This window comes from Streptomyces qinglanensis, from assembly GCF_900111245.1.
In the GTDB taxonomy this organism is placed as follows: Bacteria; Actinomycetota; Actinomycetes; order Streptomycetales; family Streptomycetaceae; genus Streptomyces; species Streptomyces qinglanensis.
On the sequence record NZ_FOGO01000018.1, the window covers coordinates 35958 to 53941 of the forward strand.

At 72.2% G+C, this 17984-nt stretch carries 20 protein-coding genes; 4 read left to right on the forward strand and 16 right to left on the reverse strand.

Going from position 1 to position 17984, the window contains the following annotated elements:
- Positions 1-219: 219 nt before the first annotated feature.
- A complete protein-coding gene (locus tag BMX65_RS28265; protein WP_075003201.1) occupies positions 220-1377 on the reverse strand; it encodes an FAD-dependent monooxygenase in 1158 nt (385 codons plus the stop codon).
- Positions 1378-1449: 72 nt separating this feature from the next.
- Here BMX65_RS28265 and BMX65_RS28270 point away from each other — a divergent pair, with 72 nt between their 5' ends.
- Positions 1450-2007, forward strand: a complete 558-nt coding sequence (locus BMX65_RS28270) for a TetR/AcrR family transcriptional regulator (protein WP_075003202.1) — start codon at positions 1450-1452, stop codon at positions 2005-2007.
- Positions 2008-2103: 96 nt separating this feature from the next.
- Entirely contained in the window at positions 2104-2862 is a 759-nt protein-coding gene (locus BMX65_RS28275) for a class I SAM-dependent methyltransferase (protein ID WP_075003203.1), read from the forward strand.
- Between the two features lie 159 nt (positions 2863-3021).
- Here the strand turns inward: BMX65_RS28275 and BMX65_RS28280 are convergent, their stop codons facing one another.
- The 4 genes from BMX65_RS28280 to BMX65_RS28295 form a co-directional block, all read right to left on the reverse strand.
- Entirely contained in the window at positions 3022-3441 is a 420-nt protein-coding gene (locus BMX65_RS28280; RefSeq protein ID WP_075003204.1) for an ankyrin repeat domain-containing protein, read from the reverse strand.
- 259 nt (positions 3442-3700) lie between these two features.
- Positions 3701-4417 (reverse strand): HAD family hydrolase, encoded by a 717-nt coding sequence (locus BMX65_RS32330; RefSeq protein ID WP_162637701.1) that lies wholly within the window; start codon positions 4415-4417, stop codon positions 3701-3703.
- 130 nt (positions 4418-4547) lie between these two features.
- Positions 4548-5813, reverse strand: coding sequence for a phosphotransferase family protein (locus BMX65_RS28290; RefSeq protein ID WP_075003206.1), 1266 nt, complete (start codon positions 5811-5813; stop codon positions 4548-4550).
- A 102-nt stretch (positions 5814-5915) separates the two neighbouring features.
- Positions 5916-6782 (reverse strand): winged helix-turn-helix domain-containing protein, encoded by an 867-nt coding sequence (locus BMX65_RS28295; RefSeq protein WP_075003207.1) that lies wholly within the window; start codon positions 6780-6782, stop codon positions 5916-5918.
- Positions 6783-7019: 237 nt separating this feature from the next.
- On the opposite strand from BMX65_RS28295, the gene BMX65_RS28300 reads away from it, so the two are divergent.
- On the forward strand, positions 7020-7202 hold the full coding sequence (locus BMX65_RS28300; RefSeq protein WP_075003208.1) for a hypothetical protein: 183 nt from the start codon (positions 7020-7022) through the stop codon (positions 7200-7202).
- Between the two features lie 215 nt (positions 7203-7417).
- On the opposite strand, the gene BMX65_RS28305 is transcribed toward BMX65_RS28300, so the two are convergent.
- From BMX65_RS28305 to BMX65_RS28315, 3 genes are all read right to left on the reverse strand, one after another.
- Complete coding sequence (locus BMX65_RS28305) at positions 7418-8692, reverse strand: GNAT family N-acetyltransferase (protein WP_075003209.1); 1275 nt, start codon at positions 8690-8692, stop codon at positions 7418-7420.
- A gap of 72 nt (positions 8693-8764) precedes the next feature.
- A complete protein-coding gene (locus BMX65_RS28310; RefSeq protein WP_075003210.1) occupies positions 8765-9715 on the reverse strand; it encodes an asparaginase in 951 nt (316 codons plus the stop codon).
- Between the two features lie 146 nt (positions 9716-9861).
- On the reverse strand, positions 9862-10413 hold the full coding sequence (locus BMX65_RS28315) for an RsiG family protein (protein WP_177214366.1): 552 nt from the start codon (positions 10411-10413) through the stop codon (positions 9862-9864).
- Between the two features lie 152 nt (positions 10414-10565).
- On the opposite strand from BMX65_RS28315, the gene dtd reads away from it, so the two are divergent.
- Positions 10566-10991, forward strand: coding sequence for a D-aminoacyl-tRNA deacylase (dtd, locus tag BMX65_RS28320; RefSeq protein ID WP_075003212.1), 426 nt, complete (start codon positions 10566-10568; stop codon positions 10989-10991).
- Between the two features lie 124 nt (positions 10992-11115).
- Here dtd and ygfZ read toward each other — a convergent pair whose 3' ends face one another.
- From ygfZ to BMX65_RS28360, 8 genes are all read right to left on the reverse strand, one after another.
- Positions 11116-12129, reverse strand: a complete 1014-nt coding sequence (ygfZ, locus tag BMX65_RS28325) for a CAF17-like 4Fe-4S cluster assembly/insertion protein YgfZ (RefSeq protein WP_075003213.1) — start codon at positions 12127-12129, stop codon at positions 11116-11118.
- A 33-nt stretch (positions 12130-12162) separates the two neighbouring features.
- On the reverse strand, positions 12163-12618 hold the full coding sequence (locus BMX65_RS28330; protein ID WP_075003214.1) for a Fur family transcriptional regulator: 456 nt from the start codon (positions 12616-12618) through the stop codon (positions 12163-12165).
- A gap of 79 nt (positions 12619-12697) precedes the next feature.
- Positions 12698-13501 carry an LAETG motif-containing sortase-dependent surface protein gene (locus BMX65_RS34030; protein WP_075003215.1) on the reverse strand — a complete coding sequence of 268 codons (804 nt, stop codon included), beginning with the start codon at positions 13499-13501 and terminating at the stop codon, positions 12698-12700.
- 588 nt (positions 13502-14089) lie between these two features.
- Positions 14090-14668, reverse strand: coding sequence for a heme-binding beta-barrel domain-containing protein (locus BMX65_RS28340; protein WP_075003216.1), 579 nt, complete (start codon positions 14666-14668; stop codon positions 14090-14092).
- A 241-nt stretch (positions 14669-14909) separates the two neighbouring features.
- Positions 14910-15275 (reverse strand): DsrE family protein, encoded by a 366-nt coding sequence (locus BMX65_RS28345; protein ID WP_075003217.1) that lies wholly within the window; start codon positions 15273-15275, stop codon positions 14910-14912.
- Positions 15276-15344: 69 nt separating this feature from the next.
- Positions 15345-15632, reverse strand: coding sequence for a DUF1416 domain-containing protein (locus tag BMX65_RS28350; RefSeq protein WP_075003218.1), 288 nt, complete (start codon positions 15630-15632; stop codon positions 15345-15347).
- 30 nt (positions 15633-15662) lie between these two features.
- A complete protein-coding gene (locus tag BMX65_RS28355) occupies positions 15663-16499 on the reverse strand; it encodes a sulfurtransferase (RefSeq protein WP_075003219.1) in 837 nt (278 codons plus the stop codon).
- A 682-nt stretch (positions 16500-17181) separates the two neighbouring features.
- Positions 17182-17898 (reverse strand): LmeA family phospholipid-binding protein, encoded by a 717-nt coding sequence (locus BMX65_RS28360; RefSeq protein WP_075003220.1) that lies wholly within the window; start codon positions 17896-17898, stop codon positions 17182-17184.
- Positions 17899-17984: the final 86 nt, after the last annotated feature.

Consider the following 17984-nt stretch of genomic DNA (forward strand, 5'->3'; position numbering starts at 1 on the left):
CGGGCATGGACCGCCGGGCACCCGGGCTTCACGGACCTGCATCCCGGCACCGCCACCGGCACCAGACCCGCTACTGGCATCCGGCTCCGGCAAGCACCGTTCCGGCGCCGGAGGGCCCGGAGAGCTCCCGGATCCGGTGGCGGTCTCGATCCGCAGGCAGGGGCGGGGACTTGCGGCGGGGACTTGCGGTGGGGCCCCGCCCCAGAGGCCCGGGGCGGGTCAGGGCAGTCGGGGCGGGACCCAGGTGTGGTGGCGGAGGACCATGCGTGTCGTGATGCGGGAGGGGGTCAGTCGCATCGCCGTGTTCCGGAGGGCTACGGCCAGGGGATGGGAGAGCTGCTGTCCCATCCGCCCGGCCTGCCGGGCGGCCCCCGAGACGTCCTCAGCGCGCGGTCGGCGCTCGGCGTCGTAGCGGGCGAGTGCGGCCTCGATGGTGGGCTCGGTGCCGAGCGAGGCGGCCAGTACGACCGCGTCCTCCAGTGCCTGGCAAGCGCCTTGTCCGAGATTGGGGGTCATCGCGTGCGCCGCGTCGCCGAGCAGCGCGACCCGGCCGACTGTGTACGAGGGGAGGGGTGTGCGGAGTTCGTTGACGTCGTGGTGCAGCACGTCCTCCGCTCGGGTCGCCTCGAGCAGGGCGGGTATCGGGTCGTGCCAGGTGCCGAAGCGGCGGCGCAGTTCGGCCAGAGGGTCGGCGTACCGCGTTCCGGCGGGGGCGCTGAGTACGGCGTGCCACTCGGCTCGCCCGTCTCTGAAGGCGATGTGCCCGAACTCCATGCCCTGTCCCCAGGTCAGTTCGAAGTCGGTGGGCAGATCGATCGGGTGCTCGGTGATGGCGCGCAGGACCGTCGAGCCGCTGTGGACCGGGCCGGGATGGTCGGGGAAGAGGCTTCTGCGGAGCGTGCTGCCGATGCCGTCGGCGGCGACCACGAGGTCGGCCTCCAAGACGGCCTCGCCGCAGTCGACGTGCACCGTCGCGGGGCCGGTCTGTACGACGGTGGCCGCCTCGGAACCGATCAGCAGGGAGTCGGCGGGCAGGGAGTCGCGGAGCAGTCGGTGCAGGGCGGAGCGGGGGATGCCCATGATCGGGGTGCCCACCGCCCTCTCCAGCGCCGCACCGTCCATCCGGGCCAGCCGGCCGCCGCGTGGTGTACAGGTGCCGCCGCGGTACTGGCCCCGCGAAGCGGCCCGTACCGCGGCGCCGACGCCGAGTTCGTCCAGGGCCCGCAGACCGTTGGCGGCCAGCGAGATGCCTGCCCCCGCGTCCTCGAGCACGGGCGCGCGCTCGAGGACCGTCACTTCCCAGCCGCTGCGGCGCAGGCCGATCGCGGCGGCGAGTCCGCCGATGCCCCCTCCGACCACCACTGCTGTGCTGCCCATGCCGAAACCCCGATTCTTCTACAGGTGTAGAAGAGCATCCTATCCGGTGCTCTACAGGTGTAGAAAAGAGGTATGGCTTCGGACCGGCGCACTCTCCTGGCGGACTCGGCAATCGACGTACTCGCCGAGGAGGGGATCCGGGGCCTCACCCACCGCGCAGTCGACCGCAGAGCGGCCCTGCCGACCGGGACCACCTCGGCCTACTTCCGGACACGTGCCGCGTTGCTCAGCGCTCTCGTCACCCGCCTGGTCCACCTCGACCAGGCGGAACTGCAGGCCACGGCCGAAGAGCTGCCCTCTCTGCGCACCGCCGAGGAACTGGTGGACGGCATGGCGCTGCTCATCCGGCAGCGACTCACCGGCGAGGGCCGCCGCCGCTCCCTCGCCCGTTACGCCTGCGCTGTCGAGAGCGTGCGCGACCCGGAACTCCGCGAGATCCTCGTGCCCCGCGACAACGCCGGGCGTGAGGCCGTCCGGTCGTTCCTCGCCACACGCGGTGTCCCGGACGTCGAGAGCCGCACGCATACCCTGCTGACCTGCATCGACGGACTGGTCTTCGACCACCTCGTCAGCGGTGGTGAAGCGCGGCGCGAGGCCCTGGAGGGCCTGGTCGCCGCCGCACTGCGGTAGGCCCCGGGCGATCGGTAGGACCCGGGTGCAGGGCCCGGGACCGGAGCCGCCGGAAAGCGGTTGGCGGCGGCGGGGCCGAGCCGCGAGGATGACGGGATGGTGCGCTCGTTCGATGATCTGGTGGCGGAGGCCGCTTCCGTCTCCGTCGAAGGCTGGGACTTCTCCTGGCTGGAGGGCAGGGCTACCGAGGAGCGGCCGTCCTGGGGATATCAGCGGCAGATGAGCGCCCGGCTCGCCACCGCCTCCGCCGCGCTCGACATCCAGACCGGCGGCGGCGAGGTGCTCGCGGGGGCGGATCGGCTGCCGCCGGTGATGGCCGCCACCGAGTCGTGGCCGCCGAACGTCGCCAAGGCGACCGCGCTGCTGCGCCCTCGTGGCGTGGTGGTCGTCGCGGACACGGACGAGGCGCCACTGCCGTTCGCCGACGGCGCGTTCGACCTGGTGGTCAGCCGGCACCCGGTGCGGGCCCGGTGGTCGGAGATCGCCCGGGTGCTGGAGCCTGGCGGCAGCTACCTGGCTCAGCACGTGGGCCCGGCATCGGTGTTCGAACTGGTGGAGTACTTCCTCGGTCCCCAGCCCGAGGCCCGGCGGCGACGGCGGCCCGAGGACGAGCGGGCGGCGGCCGAGGCGGCCGGGCTGACGGTGGTGGACCTGCGGTCCGAGCGGCTCCGTATGGAGTTCTTCGACGTCGGAGCGGTGGTCTACTTCCTGCGCAAGGTGGTGTGGATGGTCCATGACTTCAGCGTGGAGCGCTACCGTGACCGGCTGCGGGAGCTGCACGACCGGATCGAGCGCGAGGGCCCGTTCGTCGCCCACTCGGCGCGCTTCCTCGTCGAGGCCCGCAAGTCCGCCTGACCGCAAGTCCGCCTGACCGCAAGTCCGCCTGATCGGATGGCCGCCTGACCGGGCCGCCGCCGTCCGGCCGCCCCCTCCGACCGCGAACGGAGGGCTCTGCCGGGGCCCGGGAGGGGCCGGCGGCGCGTGCGGCCCGCACCGGTGGGCCGGGGCCGCGGGCTACTGCTCGCCGAAGAGTTCGAGCAGCTTGCGCTTCTCGAACATCCGGGCGGTCTCCACGGCGGACGGTGTCCCCGCACGCGGATCGGCGCCCGCCTCGACGAGGATCCGCACCACCGCGTCCTCGCCCTTGAAGACCGCGCCCGCGAGCGGGGACTGGCCCCGGTCGTTGGTGCGGTCGGGGTCGGCGCCCTGCGCCACGAGGGCGCGCACGGTCTCGGGGTGACCGTGGTAGGCGGCCAGCATCAGCAGGCTGTCGCCCTTGTCGTTGGTCAGGTTCGCCGGGACGCCCGCCTTGACGTAGGCGGCGACGGTGTCGGTGTCGCCGTGCCGGGCCAGGTCGAAGATCCGCTGCGCCAGTTCGAGGACCTCGGGGTCGTGTGCCGGTTCTTCGCTCGCGGGGGTGGGTGCGTCGCTCATGGGTCCAGCGTACGGACCGCCGCGGGGACCGGAGGGTGTGCCGGGGCCGTCCGCCCTCCTCGGACGAACCTGCGGACGTCCTGCAGCCCGTTTCTTCGGACGTCCTGGAGCCCGTTTCTTCGGACGCTCCCGCAGCCCATTCCCTCGGACGCTCCCGCAGCCGTTCCCTCGGGACGCCGGCCGCCCCTTCGGACGCCCGCGGCCTTCCCGGCCGCCCTCCCGGCGGGCCCTCCCGGCGGCCGTCCCCGCTGCCGTTTCCTCAGACGTGCGCCAGGGGGTCGACCGTGAGCAGGACCTCGCGCAGCGAGCCGACGACCCACGCGGCGCCGGCCGTGCGCAGCTCCCGTGCCTTGCGTTCGTTGCGTGCGTAGCCCACGAAGCCGACCCCCGCGGCTCGGGCGGCTGCCACGTCCTGCGGGGAGTCCCCGATCATCGTCGTGGCGGCCGCGTCCGCACCGGTCGACTCCAGGGCACGCAGCACGCAGTCCGGGTCGGGCTTCAGCCGCAGGCCGGTGCCGTTGCAGAGGCGTCCGCACAGCCGTTCGCCGAAGGGCTCCAGCAGGTTGCGTCCGGCGAGGTAACGCCGTACGGCGTCGGCGGAGTTGTCCGTGGCGACGGCCACCGTGCGGCCCGTGGCGTGCAGGGTGCGCACGAGGGTGTCCGCGTATCCGGTGGGGAAGGCGACCGCTGCGGCGGCGACCTCTTCGCTCGACAGGGACTGCTCCATCCGCTGCGCGCGCTCCGGCGGCAGCAGTGCGCCGTCGTCGAACGCGGCGGTCAGCAGCCGCAGCGGGTCGGAGGTCTCGGGCCACCCCGGTGCCGGGCCGCCGCCGGGGCCGTCGACGTACGCCGCGCGCAGCGTGTCGGCCACCGAGGCGGCGGTGCGCCGGGCGAAGAGGTGGCACAACGGGCCGTCGAAGTCGAATATCACGCACTCTGCCGAGCTGATCCGAGCCGAGTTGTTCTGAGGCTGCACTGCCGCCACCATCCTCCGTGTCCCCGTTCGTGGGCCTCGGCCGTCCCGTTGCCGGGGCAGCGCCGTCGGCCGGGCAGGCAGTGATTGTCGCAGGCGTGTCCGCGATGCGGGCAGCGGTCGGTGGTCCCGGTCAGCGGAGCTGCGGCGGCGTGCACAGTTCGGCGTATGCCGGCTCGATCGCGCCCGGACTGGGCACGTCGGTCAGCTCCAACGGTTCGGCGGCGCGGACCAGGATCTCGTGCACGAGCTTGGCCGTACGGCCAAGCTGGTCGGCCTGCGCCGGGGTGCCGTGGGCGGCGCCGACCGCGACGGCCTGCCGTACCACGTCGGCGAAGACGGACTGGGCCCGCTTGTAGGCGAGATAGCGGGGGAGGTCGTCCGCGAGTCCGGCGTCGGCACCGGGCAGCACCGCGGTGACGGCCTGCCGCCACTCCGCGACGACCTGGGAGCGCTGCCGGGGCGGGTAGTCCATCAGATAGAGGTGGGTCGCCAGGTCGTAGAGCGGGTCACCGAACGCGGCCAGCTCCCAGTCGATGGTCCACAGCGCGTCGGCCGGATCGACGATGAAGTTGGCCCGGTGCAGGTCACCGTGGAGCAGGCAGCTCGGCCGGTCGGTCAGCCGCGCGGCCTCGGCGGTCAGCCGGGAGTGCGGTCCCAGCACGTCCGGCGGGATGCCGAGGCGGGCGAAGAGCGGGCCGAACTGCGGCAGTCGGGCGCGGTGTGCGTGTTCCCGTGTGAAGGCGAGGAGTTCGCGCAGGAAGTGCGCACTGCTCCCGTGCGGGCCGTGCCCCTCCTCCTCGTCGCCCTTGTGACTCTCGCCCTTGTGATTCTCGCCCTTTTCGTGCTCCTCGTACGACCCGCCCTGGCCGGGATCTGCTCCGCGCGCCGCGCGTACCGGCGTTGCACTGCCGTCCCGTGCGCGGGCCTCGGCCGCGGCGGGGGCGAGGGGGGCGCCGCCGCGCTCCGGTGTCCTGCCCGGGGTGTCCCGGAGCGGGCGGGCGTGCAGGTCTCCGGGGCGCAGTCGGCTCAGAGAGGCGAACCGCTCGATGATCTGCCGCAGATGGCCGGGGGCGACGGGGTGGCCGCGCGGGGTGAGGGACGCCAGGGTCCGGCCCTCGATGAACCCGTGGAAGACCGTGCCCGACCGGCGGACCCGGTGCACGGGGGGTACATGGGACACGCCGAGCCGGGCCAGGTCGAGCAGTACCTCGTCCTCCGAGGCGAAGTACCGCCGGTCGAACCACAGGGCGTCCTCCCGCGGTTCGCCGATCTTCACCCGGCCCAGCCGGGTCAGCTCGCCCTGGGGCCGCACCACGTACCACTCGCGGTGGTACCCCGCCAGGGGGCCGTCCACGGCACCGATCGCTTCGGCCTGTCGGAGGGCGGGAGAGGTCATCGGTGAGCTGTCCTCGGGGCGGTGGGCCCGGCCACGGAGATCACCGGGGTGCCGGAACTGTACCGGGTGCCGCCGAACCGGTTCTCGCGGCTTCCTCGCCGGTCACCCGAAGGGGGTGGCGATGGTGTCCCACAGGGAGTCGAAGAACTGCTGCGACTCCGCCACGAAGCTGGCTTCCTGCTCGTCCCGCGCCTCCGGACCCCGCGCCGAGCGGAAGAGCTTGGCGGTGAGGCCGAGCACGTCGTAGAGGGCGAGCTGCTCGCCCCGGAAGGCGGCCTCCTCGTTCTTGACGACCTGGTAGTAGCCGATGAGCGCCTCGTCGCCGTTGAGCAGGTAGAGCTTGTGGGTGGGGGTGAGCGGTACGGCGCGGACCGTCAGCGTCACCGCGGTGCCGAACGGGGCGAGGGAGTGCAGGGAGTTGCTGAGCGCGTCGACGTAGGTGGTCTGCATCCGGTGCAGCCGTTCGCGGGGTTTGGGGTCCTCCGGGTCGTCGATGAGCCGTGGGAGGGCCAGTCTTGCCTGCAGGCTGGGTACCAGGACGCGCGCGGTGACCGAGCGGGGGGTGAGCTGGTGGTCCATGACCTGGCGGACGGGCCAGGCCAGCGCGTTGTTGAGGGTCTCGGTGGTGAGGGAGAACGCGTCGACGGTGATGTGCTCGGCCTGGAACGCTTCGTGCAGCCGGTCGGCCAGCTCGACTCCCGCACTGCGCGGGGCCTCCGCGTGGTACGTGGGCTCGGCCACGGTCGGAGAGGCGCCGCGGCCCACGTTCTCCAGGAGCCCTTCCTGGGCGAGGACTGCCAGAGCCTCGCGGACGGCACTGCGGCCCACGGAGAACTCCGCTTCCAGCTCCCGCTGGGTGGGAAGGCGGGTGCCGGTCTGAAGTCTTCCGGTCCGGATCTGCTCGCGAAGGGTGTCAGCAACCACATCGCGTGGGCGGCGGCCGCTTGCGGACGTCGGCTTCCTGGTCACGCGATGACCATACAACTCCGCCTCACAACCCGTTAGTTATCCGGTAGATGTTTCCAGATGGCGGACAAGTGGGAATGTATTGAATGAGTTGGTCGCCAACTTTCGGGATCTGGCAGACAACCTTGCCGGTCCTGCCTCCAGGTCGGCCCCGAGCCATCCGCCCGTCCGACGCCGTGCGGGCACCTCCGGTACTCCCAGCACAGCCGTTCCTCTCGCACCCGAGAAGGAGGGACCGCCATGCCGCTTTTCGCGCTCGCCGTAGCCGTCGCCGTCGTCGCCTTCGAGCAACTGGTCCAAGTGCGCTACGGAGTCCTCGGCCTCGTCGGCTTCCTGCTGCTGAGCATCGGCCTCAAAGCCCGGCACACCGGATGCAGCACCGCCGGGGCCCTCGTACTCGCCACGCTGCTGCTGCATCCCTGAACTCCGGACGACCGGCGGGGGGTCGTCCGGACCGTGCGCACAGGCTGCGTGCGGCGACCGCCGTCATGCCGCCTTCCCCACCCATCAACCCACGCCACGGGGAAGGCGGCTTGACGACGGCATCCCGGGCTCCGGGCCCCGGAGTCCGGGTGGGGAACCGCCCGGCAGCCGCCGCCCGGAACTGGACCCGGCCGCCCGGAACTGGACCCGGCCGCCTAGAACATGTCCTGGCACCACGGCCGCCGCGCCGTACGGAACAGGGCCTCCGCCCGCTCCGCCGCCCCCTCGCGGTGCTCGGCCAGCCGTCCCAGCGCCGCCAACCGCACGGCCGATTCATCGCCCAGGAAGAGGGTGCCCAGCTCGCGGACGTCCAGCGACACCTCCGGGTCCTCCCGGGTGGCCGCACACCGGGCCCCGCCCCGTGGCCCGCCGGTCTCCAGCGCGAAGCGCCCGTTCGCGTAGCCGTCCTTGTCGCGCACCTCCAGCACCAGCGTGTCCGCGGCCGCGTAGTCGCGGGCCGCCAGCATCCGCGGCACGTCCAGCGGCCGCAGCCACAGCCAGTCGGCGTGGGTGACGGTGCGCGCGGCGCGCGGGTCCGGCAGCAGCATCGGCAGGATGTCGTCCGGGGCGCGGCAGCCGGTCCGTACCCGCAGCACCCAGTCGACGGCCAGGACGAACCGCCACAGCGCCGTTTCCCCGGCGGTCGTGGTGGCGAACAGGTCGCGCACGGTGAGGGTCTGTTCGGGCTGCTTGGCCTGCCAGACATCGTCGGAGGTGTAGGACACCCCGCCTTGCGGCTGCCCGTCCGCGTCGCGGTAGACGGCGTGGAACGCGGGGGTGAATCCGTCGTCCGGGAAGCGCAGCTCGCCGGTCGCCGTGCGCCACCACTTCGCGCGGCGGTCGATGGCGCCCTGCCGGTGCCGGCCGGAGCGGAACCGCTCGTGGACGGCGGGCATCAGGGCCCGGAACTCGGCGGCGTCCACCAGGTCCACCCGGCCGCCGTCCCCGAGGTCGGCCGGTCCGGCGTAGCGCCGGTCCAGGCCCGTGCGGGCGACGAGGACCTCCCGGTCGGTGGTCCAGGTCGCGGGGCCGAAGCCGTACCGGCCGTAGATCGGGTACTCGGCCGCGACCAGGGTCGCGCACACCTCGCCGCGGTCCCTGGCCGCATCCAGCGCGTTCGCCGTCATCCTGCTCAGCAGTCCGCGCCGCCGGTGCGTGGGCGAGACGGTGACGCTGGAGACCGCGCACGCGGCCAGGAGCGCGCCGCCCGGAGCGGTCAGCGACTGCGGCAGCGTACGGAAGGTGCCCACGCAGCGCCCGCCGTCGTAAGCTCCCTGGATCCGGTCGAGGTCCGTGTCCAGCGCGCGGACCGCCACCTCCTGCTCGCCGACGGCGCCGGGGCCGCGGAAGAAGCCGGTGGAGACGGCGCGCAGCCACTCCGGATACGCGTCGGGACCGGCCAGGGTGCGGACGTCGAGGGAGGTCGGCATGGGCTCACGCTAGGCCGTGCCCACCCGGCTCGCACCCGGATTTCGCCCGGGCGCGGGCCTCGCCCCGCGGGCTCAGAACGCCGCGCGGATCTCGCCGACCCGGACGCCGCCGCCCAGGATCGGTACGGTCGCCAGCCGGTCCAGCACCGCGGAGCTGACTCCCATACGGGTGGAGAGAGCCCGCGCCACCACCGGCCCCAGGGCGCGCTCAGCGCCGTCCTCCACCTTGAGCGCGAGGGCGCTTCCGTCCGGCAGCGCGATTCCCTGCACGGCTTCGGCGCCCATCTTGCTGACCGCTCCGGGCAGTTCCCGCATCAGCCAGGTGTCGTGCCGCCGGGTGCCGCCCACATGGGCGGGGTGGGCGCGCATCGCCTCGACGACCCGGCCCTCGGGGCTCTGCGCGGAGGCGAGTGCCAGGGCGCGGTAGCCGCGCGCCAGCCCGGTCAGCGAGACGGCCATCAGGGGTGCACCGCAGCCGTCCACGCCGGTGTGTGCCACCGGGTCGCCGGTGGCCTCCTCCAGCGTCTCGCGGACCAGCTTCTGCAGCGGGTGGTCGGGGTCCAGGTAGCTGTCGAGCGGCCAGCCGTTGGCCCGGCAGGCGGCGAGCATGGCGGTGTGCTTGCCCGAGCAGTCCATGGCCAGCGGGGTGCGGGTGTTGCCGGCCGCCAGGAATGCCTCGGCCTCCTCCGCGTCCAGCGGGAGGGAGGCGGGGCACTTCAGGTCGGCGGTGGTCAGCCCGTGCTCGGCCAGCATCGTGCGGACCAGGTCGAGGTGGAAGCCCTCCGCCGAGTGGCTCGCCGCGGCCAGCGCCAGCCGCTCGCCGGACAGCTCCAGCCCTGAGTGCAGCACCGCGGCGGCCTGGAACGGCTTGTTCGCGGAGCGGGGGAAGACCGGCGCCTCGGGGTCGCCCAGCGCGAACGTGACGCTCCCGTCGGCCGCCAGGACGACCAGCGAGCCCCGGTGCCGCCCCTCGGTGAAGCCGGACCTGACGACCTCGGCGAGCACGGGGAGTATCTCGGGCATCTCGGGACCTTCCGGTGGTGCACGCCGTACGGCGGCGTGCGGAGCAGACGGATATGTGGCCCTTCACCGTAACCGGATGCACGGTGCCGCAGAACAGACACCCCTGGCCCCTCCCGTCCCGGTCCCGCCCCGACGCCCGCCCCGCACTACGGCAACAGGTCGTCCACCTGCGCCTCTCCCTCCCGGTAGCGTCGGGCGATCTCGGTGCTGCACTCGTCGGCCGTCTGCTGCAGCGACTGGCGGCGTCCGGAGACCTGTTGCTCGTAGCGGATCAGCCGGGCCGTCGCGTCGTGCAGCTCGCCGTCGGTGCGGGCCTTCAGGTCGCTCAGCTCCACTTCGGCCAGCATCTCCTCGGCCAGCGCCCGGTACTCCTCGCTGCGCGGTGCGGCGAGAGTCACATGCCGGGCGGAGGAGCGGTGGCTGGACGGACCGTCCGCGAGGATCTGCGGCAGCAGGTCCAGCAGCGGCGAGCCGGCGGAGCTGCGGCGGGCCAGTTCGGCGCCGAGGATGTCGATACGTCCCTGCAGCAGTCTGCGCACATAGCTCAGGTCCGCCTCGTCCTGCTGTGCGGAGCGCCGCAGGATCCGCAGTTCGCGCAAGGAGAGCGCGTTCAGATCCGGTCGCTCCGGCTCGCGCAGCGCCTCCAGGGCCCCGGGCCGCCGCGGTGTCCTGGACGGGCCCGCTCCGGTTGTGCTCATGGGCTTGTGTCCCCTCATCCCCATCGCGCGGTACCGGTGAACGCACCGCGTGTGCGCATCGTGCCACTCCGTGTCCCCTGTTCGCACCGATCTCCTCCGGAGGCTTGCGGCCGCGTGCCGGGGCACATAAGGCGGCACGGCATCATGGCGGCATGCGAGCAGTGGTGCAGCGAGTGGACGGTGCGAGCGTCGCCGTGGACGGCGCGACGGTCGGGGAGATGGCGGGTGAGGGCCTGTGCGTGCTGGTCGGAGTCACGCACGACGACACCGCGGAGAAGGCGGCCCAGCTCGCGCGGAAGCTGTGGACCGTGCGGATTCTGCACGGGGAGAAGTCGTGTTCGGACACCGGAGCGCCGCTGCTGGTGATCAGCCAGTTCACTCTCCACGGTGACGCGCGGAAGGGGAGGCGGCCGACGTGGAACGCGGCGGCACCCGGAGACGTCGCCGAACCCCTGGTCGCCGAGGTGGTCGACCGGCTGCGGGCGCTGGGCGCCACCGTCGCCACGGGGGTGTTCGGGGCCGACATGAAGGTCTCGCTGACCAACGACGGCCCCTTCACCCTGCTCCTGGAGGTGTGAGGCCGGCTCCGCCGGACCCCGGGAGCCCCGGTCCCGGGGTCCGGCGGAGGGAGCCCGTCGCGGGGCATCCCGGGGAGCCGCCCGCGCGCGGTCTCCACAGGCTGGGGACCTGCCGGCCGGCGGCCTACGGGGCGACGACGACTTCCTGTGCGGCGGCGGTGGCGTCGGGGCCGACGACGAGCTCGGCGTCGGGCGAGACGTTGCGCTTGACGAGGGCGAGTGCGATCGGCCCCAGCTCGTGGTGGCGCGCAGAGGTGGTGACGAACCCGATCTGCCGCCCCTCCAGGCCCTCGGCGGCGAGCCGGACGGCGTCGCCGTGCGCCGGCAGCCGCACCTCGCTGCCGTCCAGGTGCAGGAAGACCAGGCGGCGCGGCGGCTTCCCCAGGTTGTGGACGCGGGCGACGGTCTCCTGCCCGCGGTAGCACCCCTTCTCCAGATGCACCGCCGAGCCGATCCAGCCCACCTCGTGCGGGATGGTGCGGTGGTCGGTCTCCATGCCGAGGCGGGGCCGCCGCGCCTCGACGCGCAGCGCCTCGTGGGCCAGCACCCCGACGGCCGGCCCGTGCGCGGCGGCGAAGCCGGTCAGCTCGCCGCGGGGCAGGAACAGGTCCCGCCCGTGCGGCGTCTCCTGCACGGCCAGAGTGCTGCCGGGCACGTCGGCGATGGAGCCGGCGGGCAGGTGGACGACGGCGACCTCGGGGGTGCGGTCGGCGATCTCGACGCGGTAGAAGAACCGCATGCTCTCCAGATAGCTCAGCAGTTCGTCCTGTTTGCCCGGTTCGGTGTGCATCCACACCGTCGTCCCGTCGTCGACCAGTTGCAGCGCCTGCTCGATGTGGCCGTTGGCGGAGAGGATCAGCGCTTCGGTCGTCCGCCCGGCCGGGAGCTGCTCGACGTGCTGGGTGAGCAGCAGGTGCAGCCAGGAGAGCCGGTCCTCGCCGGAGACGGTGACCACGCCGCGGTGCGAGAGGTCCACGAATCCGGTGCCGTCGGCGAGGGCGCGCTGCTCCTTGAACAGGTCGCCGTAGTGGGCGGCGACGCCCTCGTCGGGGGCTTCGGCCGCAACCCCGCCGGGCAGGTTCAGCAGCGGGCTGGGTGTGGGAGCTGCGGCGCTGCCGCGTGAACTGCTGGAGGACATGCGTCCCAGCCTACGACGGGCCGCGGCGGGTGCTCAGGCGCTGCCCGCGCGGTCGGCCCGGTCGGTGCCGGCGCTCTCGCCGCACTTCGCGCACTGCCCGAAGATCGCGAAGTGCTTCATGTCCGTCTCGAAGCCGAACCGCTCCCGCAGGGCGGTGGCGAAGGGCTCGGCGACGGACAGGTCGGCCTCGATCACCTCGGTGCAGTCCCGGCAGACCAGGTGCATGTGGTGATGCCGGTCGGCGAGGTGGTAGGTGGGTGCGCCGTGCCCGAGGTGGGCGTGGGAGACCAGGCCCAGCTCCTCCAGGAGCTCCAGGGTGCGGTAGACCGTCGAGATGTTGACACTGCCGGCCGTGCGGCGGACCTCGGCGAGGATGTCGTCCGGCGTGGAGTGCTCCAGCTTGTCCACGGCCTCCAGCACGAGCTGACGCTGCGGAGTAAGCCGGTATCCGCGCGCTCTGAGGTCGCTCTGCCAGTCGGTGGTAGCCACGTGGTCCAGTGTAGAAGCGGGACGGGCCCGGGTGCCCCCGTGGCACCCGGACCCGCGTCCTACCGGAAGGAGCAAGGGATCAGTTCTGGCCCGCCTTCTTGCGCTTGGCCAGGAAGACCGCCGCGCCGCCGAGCACGACGAGGGCGCCCGCACCGCCGACGAGCAGCGGAGTGTTGGAGCTGCTGCCGGTCTCGGCGAGGTTCCCGTCGTCGGAGCCGTTGCCCTTGTCGGAGCCGCCCGCGGGCGCCGGGGTGTTGGCGTCCGAGGCGTTGTCGCCGGGCTTCTCGCCGGGCTTCTCGGTCGGCTTGTCCGAGGGCTCCTCGGTGGGCTTCTCGGTGGGCTTCTCGCCGGGCTTCTCGGTGGGCTTGTCCGTGGGCTTCTCGGTCGGCTTGGGCTTGGTGGCGTCCACGCTGTAGGTGCGCGTGAGGCTGTTGTTGCTGGTGTCCGGGTCGGGCTTGTCGCCCTTGATCACGGCGCGCAGCGTCTGCTTCTTGCCGGAGAGGGTGGCCGGAAGGTCCATGTTCTCCAGCGCGTCGCCGTCCGCAGCCAGGTTGGCCACGATGACGACCTTCTTGGCGCTCCAGGACTTGACGGTGCCCTTGTCCACCTTCGGCTTGCCGGTGAAGGTGACGTTCTTGACGGCGGTCACCGTGACGGTGGCCTTGGTGGCCTCGGGGCCGTGGTTGCCGAAGTTGCCTCCGATGCCGTCGCCCATCACCTTGCCGGAGTTCTTGTCGTAGAGAATCCCGGACGTCAGGCCGACGTTCAGCTCGGCGCCGCTGTCGTACGCGAAGGCGCTCGCCGCGGTGGCCAGTTGAGTGGTGGCCAGGCCGCCGAGCAGCGCGACAGTGGCGGCGGCGGAGGTTATGCGAGAACGATTCACAGAAGAGCCTTTTCCCCGTTGGGCGGTCGAGCGCCGGGGCAAGAGGGCACGAGAGCGCGCCACAGGGCCCCACCGGCGCTCGTGCCGGTGAATGGATTAACGCCATTCTTATCACTCAAGGACACGCATTAGATTGCTACCGGGAGTGATTCATCTGACTCGTGCTGTAGGGAGCTCGTCGTGACCTGTGGATTCGCCTCGGCCGGGGCATCGGGGGAGGGTTCCCGAACGACCGGGCGGAAACGCGCTATTTCACAGCTTTCACAATCGTGACACCTCCGAGACGCGCACCGCGGACAGGCCGTCGCCGCCGTCGAGCGAGGCGGCAACACCCGGCGGACGAGAGGGCGGCCCGCGACGTGGAAGAGCCCGCGACGTGGACGAGCCCGCGACGGGCCCGCGACATGGAAGGCCCCGCGACGGGGGAGCAGGAGCGGTGCCCGGCGGGGAGGGGAGACGGCCCCCGCGGAAAGGGGCGGTCCGGAACGGGAAGCGGGGACGCTCCTCGGCGGAGTGAGCGCCCCCGGCGGAACATGCGCGGGACGCGCGTCCCCGGCGGGACGCGCGCGGAACCAGCGTCCCGGGGCCTCAGCGGAAGAAGGCGATGCCGTCGTCGGGGAGGTCCACGACGTCCTTGGCCCATTCCTTGGGGTCCACGACCTTCTTCAGGTGCGCGGACATGTAGGGGCGCAGCGGCACCTCGGGGGTGGCCTTCTCGCCCACCCACATCAGATCGCCGTTGACGTAGCCGTACAGCCGCTTGCCGCCGCTGTACTCGCCGGCGGCCGCCGTGCGGGCCACCGCGTCGGTCGCCAGGTCGATCTGCGGCTTCTTCTCGGCCAGCTCGCCGTACCAGACCTCGGCGATGCCCTGGTCGCGGATCATGACGACCTCGACCTTGCGGTCCGCGTCGATGCGCCAGTACCCCGTCTCGGTCTCCAGCGGGCGGACCTTCCGGCCCTCCGCGTCCAGCTCCCAGGAGTGCGAGAGGTACTCCAGGAAGTCACGGCCGTCGTGGGTGAAGGTGACTTCCTGCCCGAAGTTGCACTTCTGCTCCTCGTCGCCCTCCTGGGCGTCGAGGGCGGCCACACCGGCACCGGTCCAATTGCCGAGCAGGAAGGCGAGGGGCACGAGGTCCGGGTGGAGGTCGGACGGAATCTCGATCATGGAACTGGTCGATCCCTAAGAGTGGCGGGCGTGCGAGCGGTCAGCGCTGGCCCTGGTAGAGCTTCTTGAAGGTCAGCCCGGCGAAGGCCACGGTGCCGACGCAGACCAGGACCATCAGGGCGGTGAAGAATGCCTCAAGCACGGGTGGCTCTCCTTGCGCGGTGTTCGGTGACCCTCCGAGTCTAATCGCCGCGGCCGGGGCGGGCCTCCCGAGGGGCTGCTCGGCGGACGAGGGGGCCGCTCAGTAGACGAGGGCCTGGACGTCCTCGGCCATGATCTCGCTCACGAAGAGCTGTGCGCCCGCGATGCGGACGCCGTCGAGGACGTCCTTCTCCTCGATGTCCCGGCGGGCCGCGCACTGGGTGCACAGCGTGATCCGGCCGCTCGCCTGGATCGCGGCCATGAGGTCGGGCAGCGGTGCCGCGTGCGGCAGCTCGAACTCCGCGGCGCGGCCCGGGAGGGCGAACCAGGCGGATTCGCCGGTCAGCCAGAGGCTGACCTCGGTACCGCTCGCCGCCGCGACGGAGGCGACGGTGAACGCCTGCGAGCACCGCTCGGGCGCGTCAGCGCCCGCGGTGACCTTGATGACCAGCTTCCGGTGTGCCATACGGCCAGCATATGGGGGCTCGGACCGGTACCGGTGCGTGCCGGAACCGGTCCGAACCCCCTGGGAGGCTCAGACCGCGATGGTGACCTCGGCCAGGCCGCCGTCCTGGGCGACGACCGTGCGGTCCGCGGTGCCGCCGGGCACCAGCGCGCGGAGCGTCCAGGTGCCTTCCGCGGCGTAGAAGCGGAACTGGCCGGTGGCGGAGGTGGGGACCTCCGCGGTGAACTCGCCGGTGGCGTCCAGCAGCCGCACGTACCCGGTGACGGGCTCGCCGCCGCGGGTCACGCTGCCCTGGATCGTCGTCTCGCCCGGCTTGATGGTGGCGGCGTCGGGCCCGCCTGCCTGTGCTCCGCACATGTGGGTGTTCCGTCCTTTCGAGGGGTCGGGTCAGTTGGAGCCGAGCTCGACGGGCACGCCGACGAGCGAGCCGTACTCGGTCCAGGAGCCGTCGTAGTTCTTGACGTTCTGCTGGCCCAGCAGCTCGTGCAGGACGAACCAGGTGTGCGCGGAGCGCTCACCGATGCGGCAGTAGGCGATGGTGTCCTTGCCCAGGTCGACGCCCTCGGCCTCGTAGAGCTCCTTGAGCTGCTCGTCGGACTTGAAGGTGCCGTCGTCGTTGGCCGACTTCGACCAGGGGATGTTGCGGGCGCTGGGCACGTGGCCGGGGCGCTGGGACTGCTCCTGCGGCAGGTGCGCGGGGGCGAGCAGCTTGCCGCTGAACTCGTCGGGGGAGCGCACGTCCACCAGGTTCTTGGTGCCGATCGCCTCGACGACCTCGTCGCGGAAGGCGCGGATGGCGGTGTCCTGCGGCTGGGCCGTGTAGTCGGTGGCCGGACGCTCGGGCACCTCGGCGACCAGGTCGCGGGAGTCCAGCTCCCACTTCTTGCGGCCGCCGTCGAGGAGCTTGACGTCCTGGTGGCCGTAGAGCTTGAAGTACCAGTAGGCGTAGGAGGCGAACCAGTTGTTGTTGCCGCCGTAGAGCACGACGGTGTCGTCGTTCGCGATGCCCTTGGCGGACAGGAGCTTCTCGAAGCCCTCCTGGTCCACGAAGTCGCGGCGCACCGGGTCCTGGAGGTCCTGCTTCCAGTCGATGCGGACCGCGTTCCTGATGTGGTTCTTGTCGTAGGCCGAGGTGTCCTCGTCGACCTCGACGAGCACCACCTTCGGGTCGTCGATGTGGGCCTCTACCCAGTCGGCGTCGACCAGAACGTCGCTGCGGCTCATGCTGTCTCTCCTCGTGAGGTGGGTGGATGCGGCGGAGGGTGCGGAGCAGGTGCGCGTACGCGGCGGCTCGCGGACACGGGTCGGGTGCACGGCGGAGTGCCGGTCGTGCGCGACGGTGCGCGGTGGGACGTACGCGGGACTGCGCTGCGGCACGTGTGCGGGTAGGCGGCGGGGCGCCGAGCGGGCAGGGCGCCTCGGTCCCGGCGGGACGTGCGGACGGTCAGCGGGTCAGCGGGAGCCGCGACAGAGCATGGCGGCGATGCGGCACAGGTCCACTGCCCGGCGCTTCGTGAGGTCCGCCTGTCGCTTCATGCGCTCGATCGTAAGGACGACGACGGGGCTGTGTCACCGTCGATCCGCATCGTGAGATGTTTTTGTCCGTATGACGGGATGAGGGGCCCGTCGACCGGGGCGGGGAGACGGCGCCGGGCGGGCGGGTGCGGGGAGCGGGCAGCCGATCGTCTCGGATGGCGGGACCGATGATCTCGCCTTCAACGACAGCCCGCTGTCGAGGCAGTCCGACGCCGGACGTCCGGCACGGACTGCCTCGACAGCGGGCAGGCTGCGGCCCGCCCCGAAGCCGGGCCCGCGTCCCCAAGCCGGCCCCGCGCCCAGCGGCGGAGTCCCCGCCCGGACGCCCCGCCCGGGGCAGGAGCCGGGCTCGGGTTCGGGCTTCCGGGGGTCAGCCGGCCAGCCGGACGTCGGTGCCCGCCATGGAGACGTCCACGCCGCTCTTGGTCGCCTCGACCTTCTCCAGTCGGAGGCCGTCGGGGAGACGGTCGATCTTGCGGTCGAAGTCGATCTTCTTGCGGATCGCGTCCTCGACACCGGGCAGCTTGGAGCCGGGCACCTCGTCGGCGTGCAGCCGCACCGTGTCGCCGCCGGTCACGCTGACGGTGCTGTAGACGCTGCGCTCGATGCTGCGGCCCACCACCGGGAGGACGATGCCTGCGGTGACCTTCACCTGGTCCTTGCCGGAGGTGTTCTTGCCTCCGTAGCTGACGCGTACCCCGTCGTCCGCCGCCTTGGACAGGTCCGCGTAGGACAGGTGCACGGTGCCGGTGGCCCGGTCGGCGACCGCCGTGCCGAAGTTGTTCGACAGCTTCACGTCGAGGGCTTCCATGGTGATCTTGCTCAGCCGCACCTGGCGGTTGTTCGCCGTGGCGGTGACGCCCTCGACGTCGACCTTCACTTTGTCCAGTTGCTTGCCGAAGACCTGGGTCAGGAAGGGGAAGCCCTCGATGGACACGGAGGGGTCGCCGGACGACGCGGAGCCGAGCCGGCCCTTCAGCTTCTCGGCCACCTTGTCCTCGGCGAGGTTCACCGCGACGCGGTCGGCCGCCACGAAGAGCCCGGCGAGTATCACCAGGATCACTAGCCCTGTGCGGAGTGCGCGCATGGTGTCCGTATCCCCCCATGAGTCGGCGTGCTGGTTGCGAGCGTAACCCGCTTCGGGTCGCTGTTGGTGGGGAGACGACTGGGACG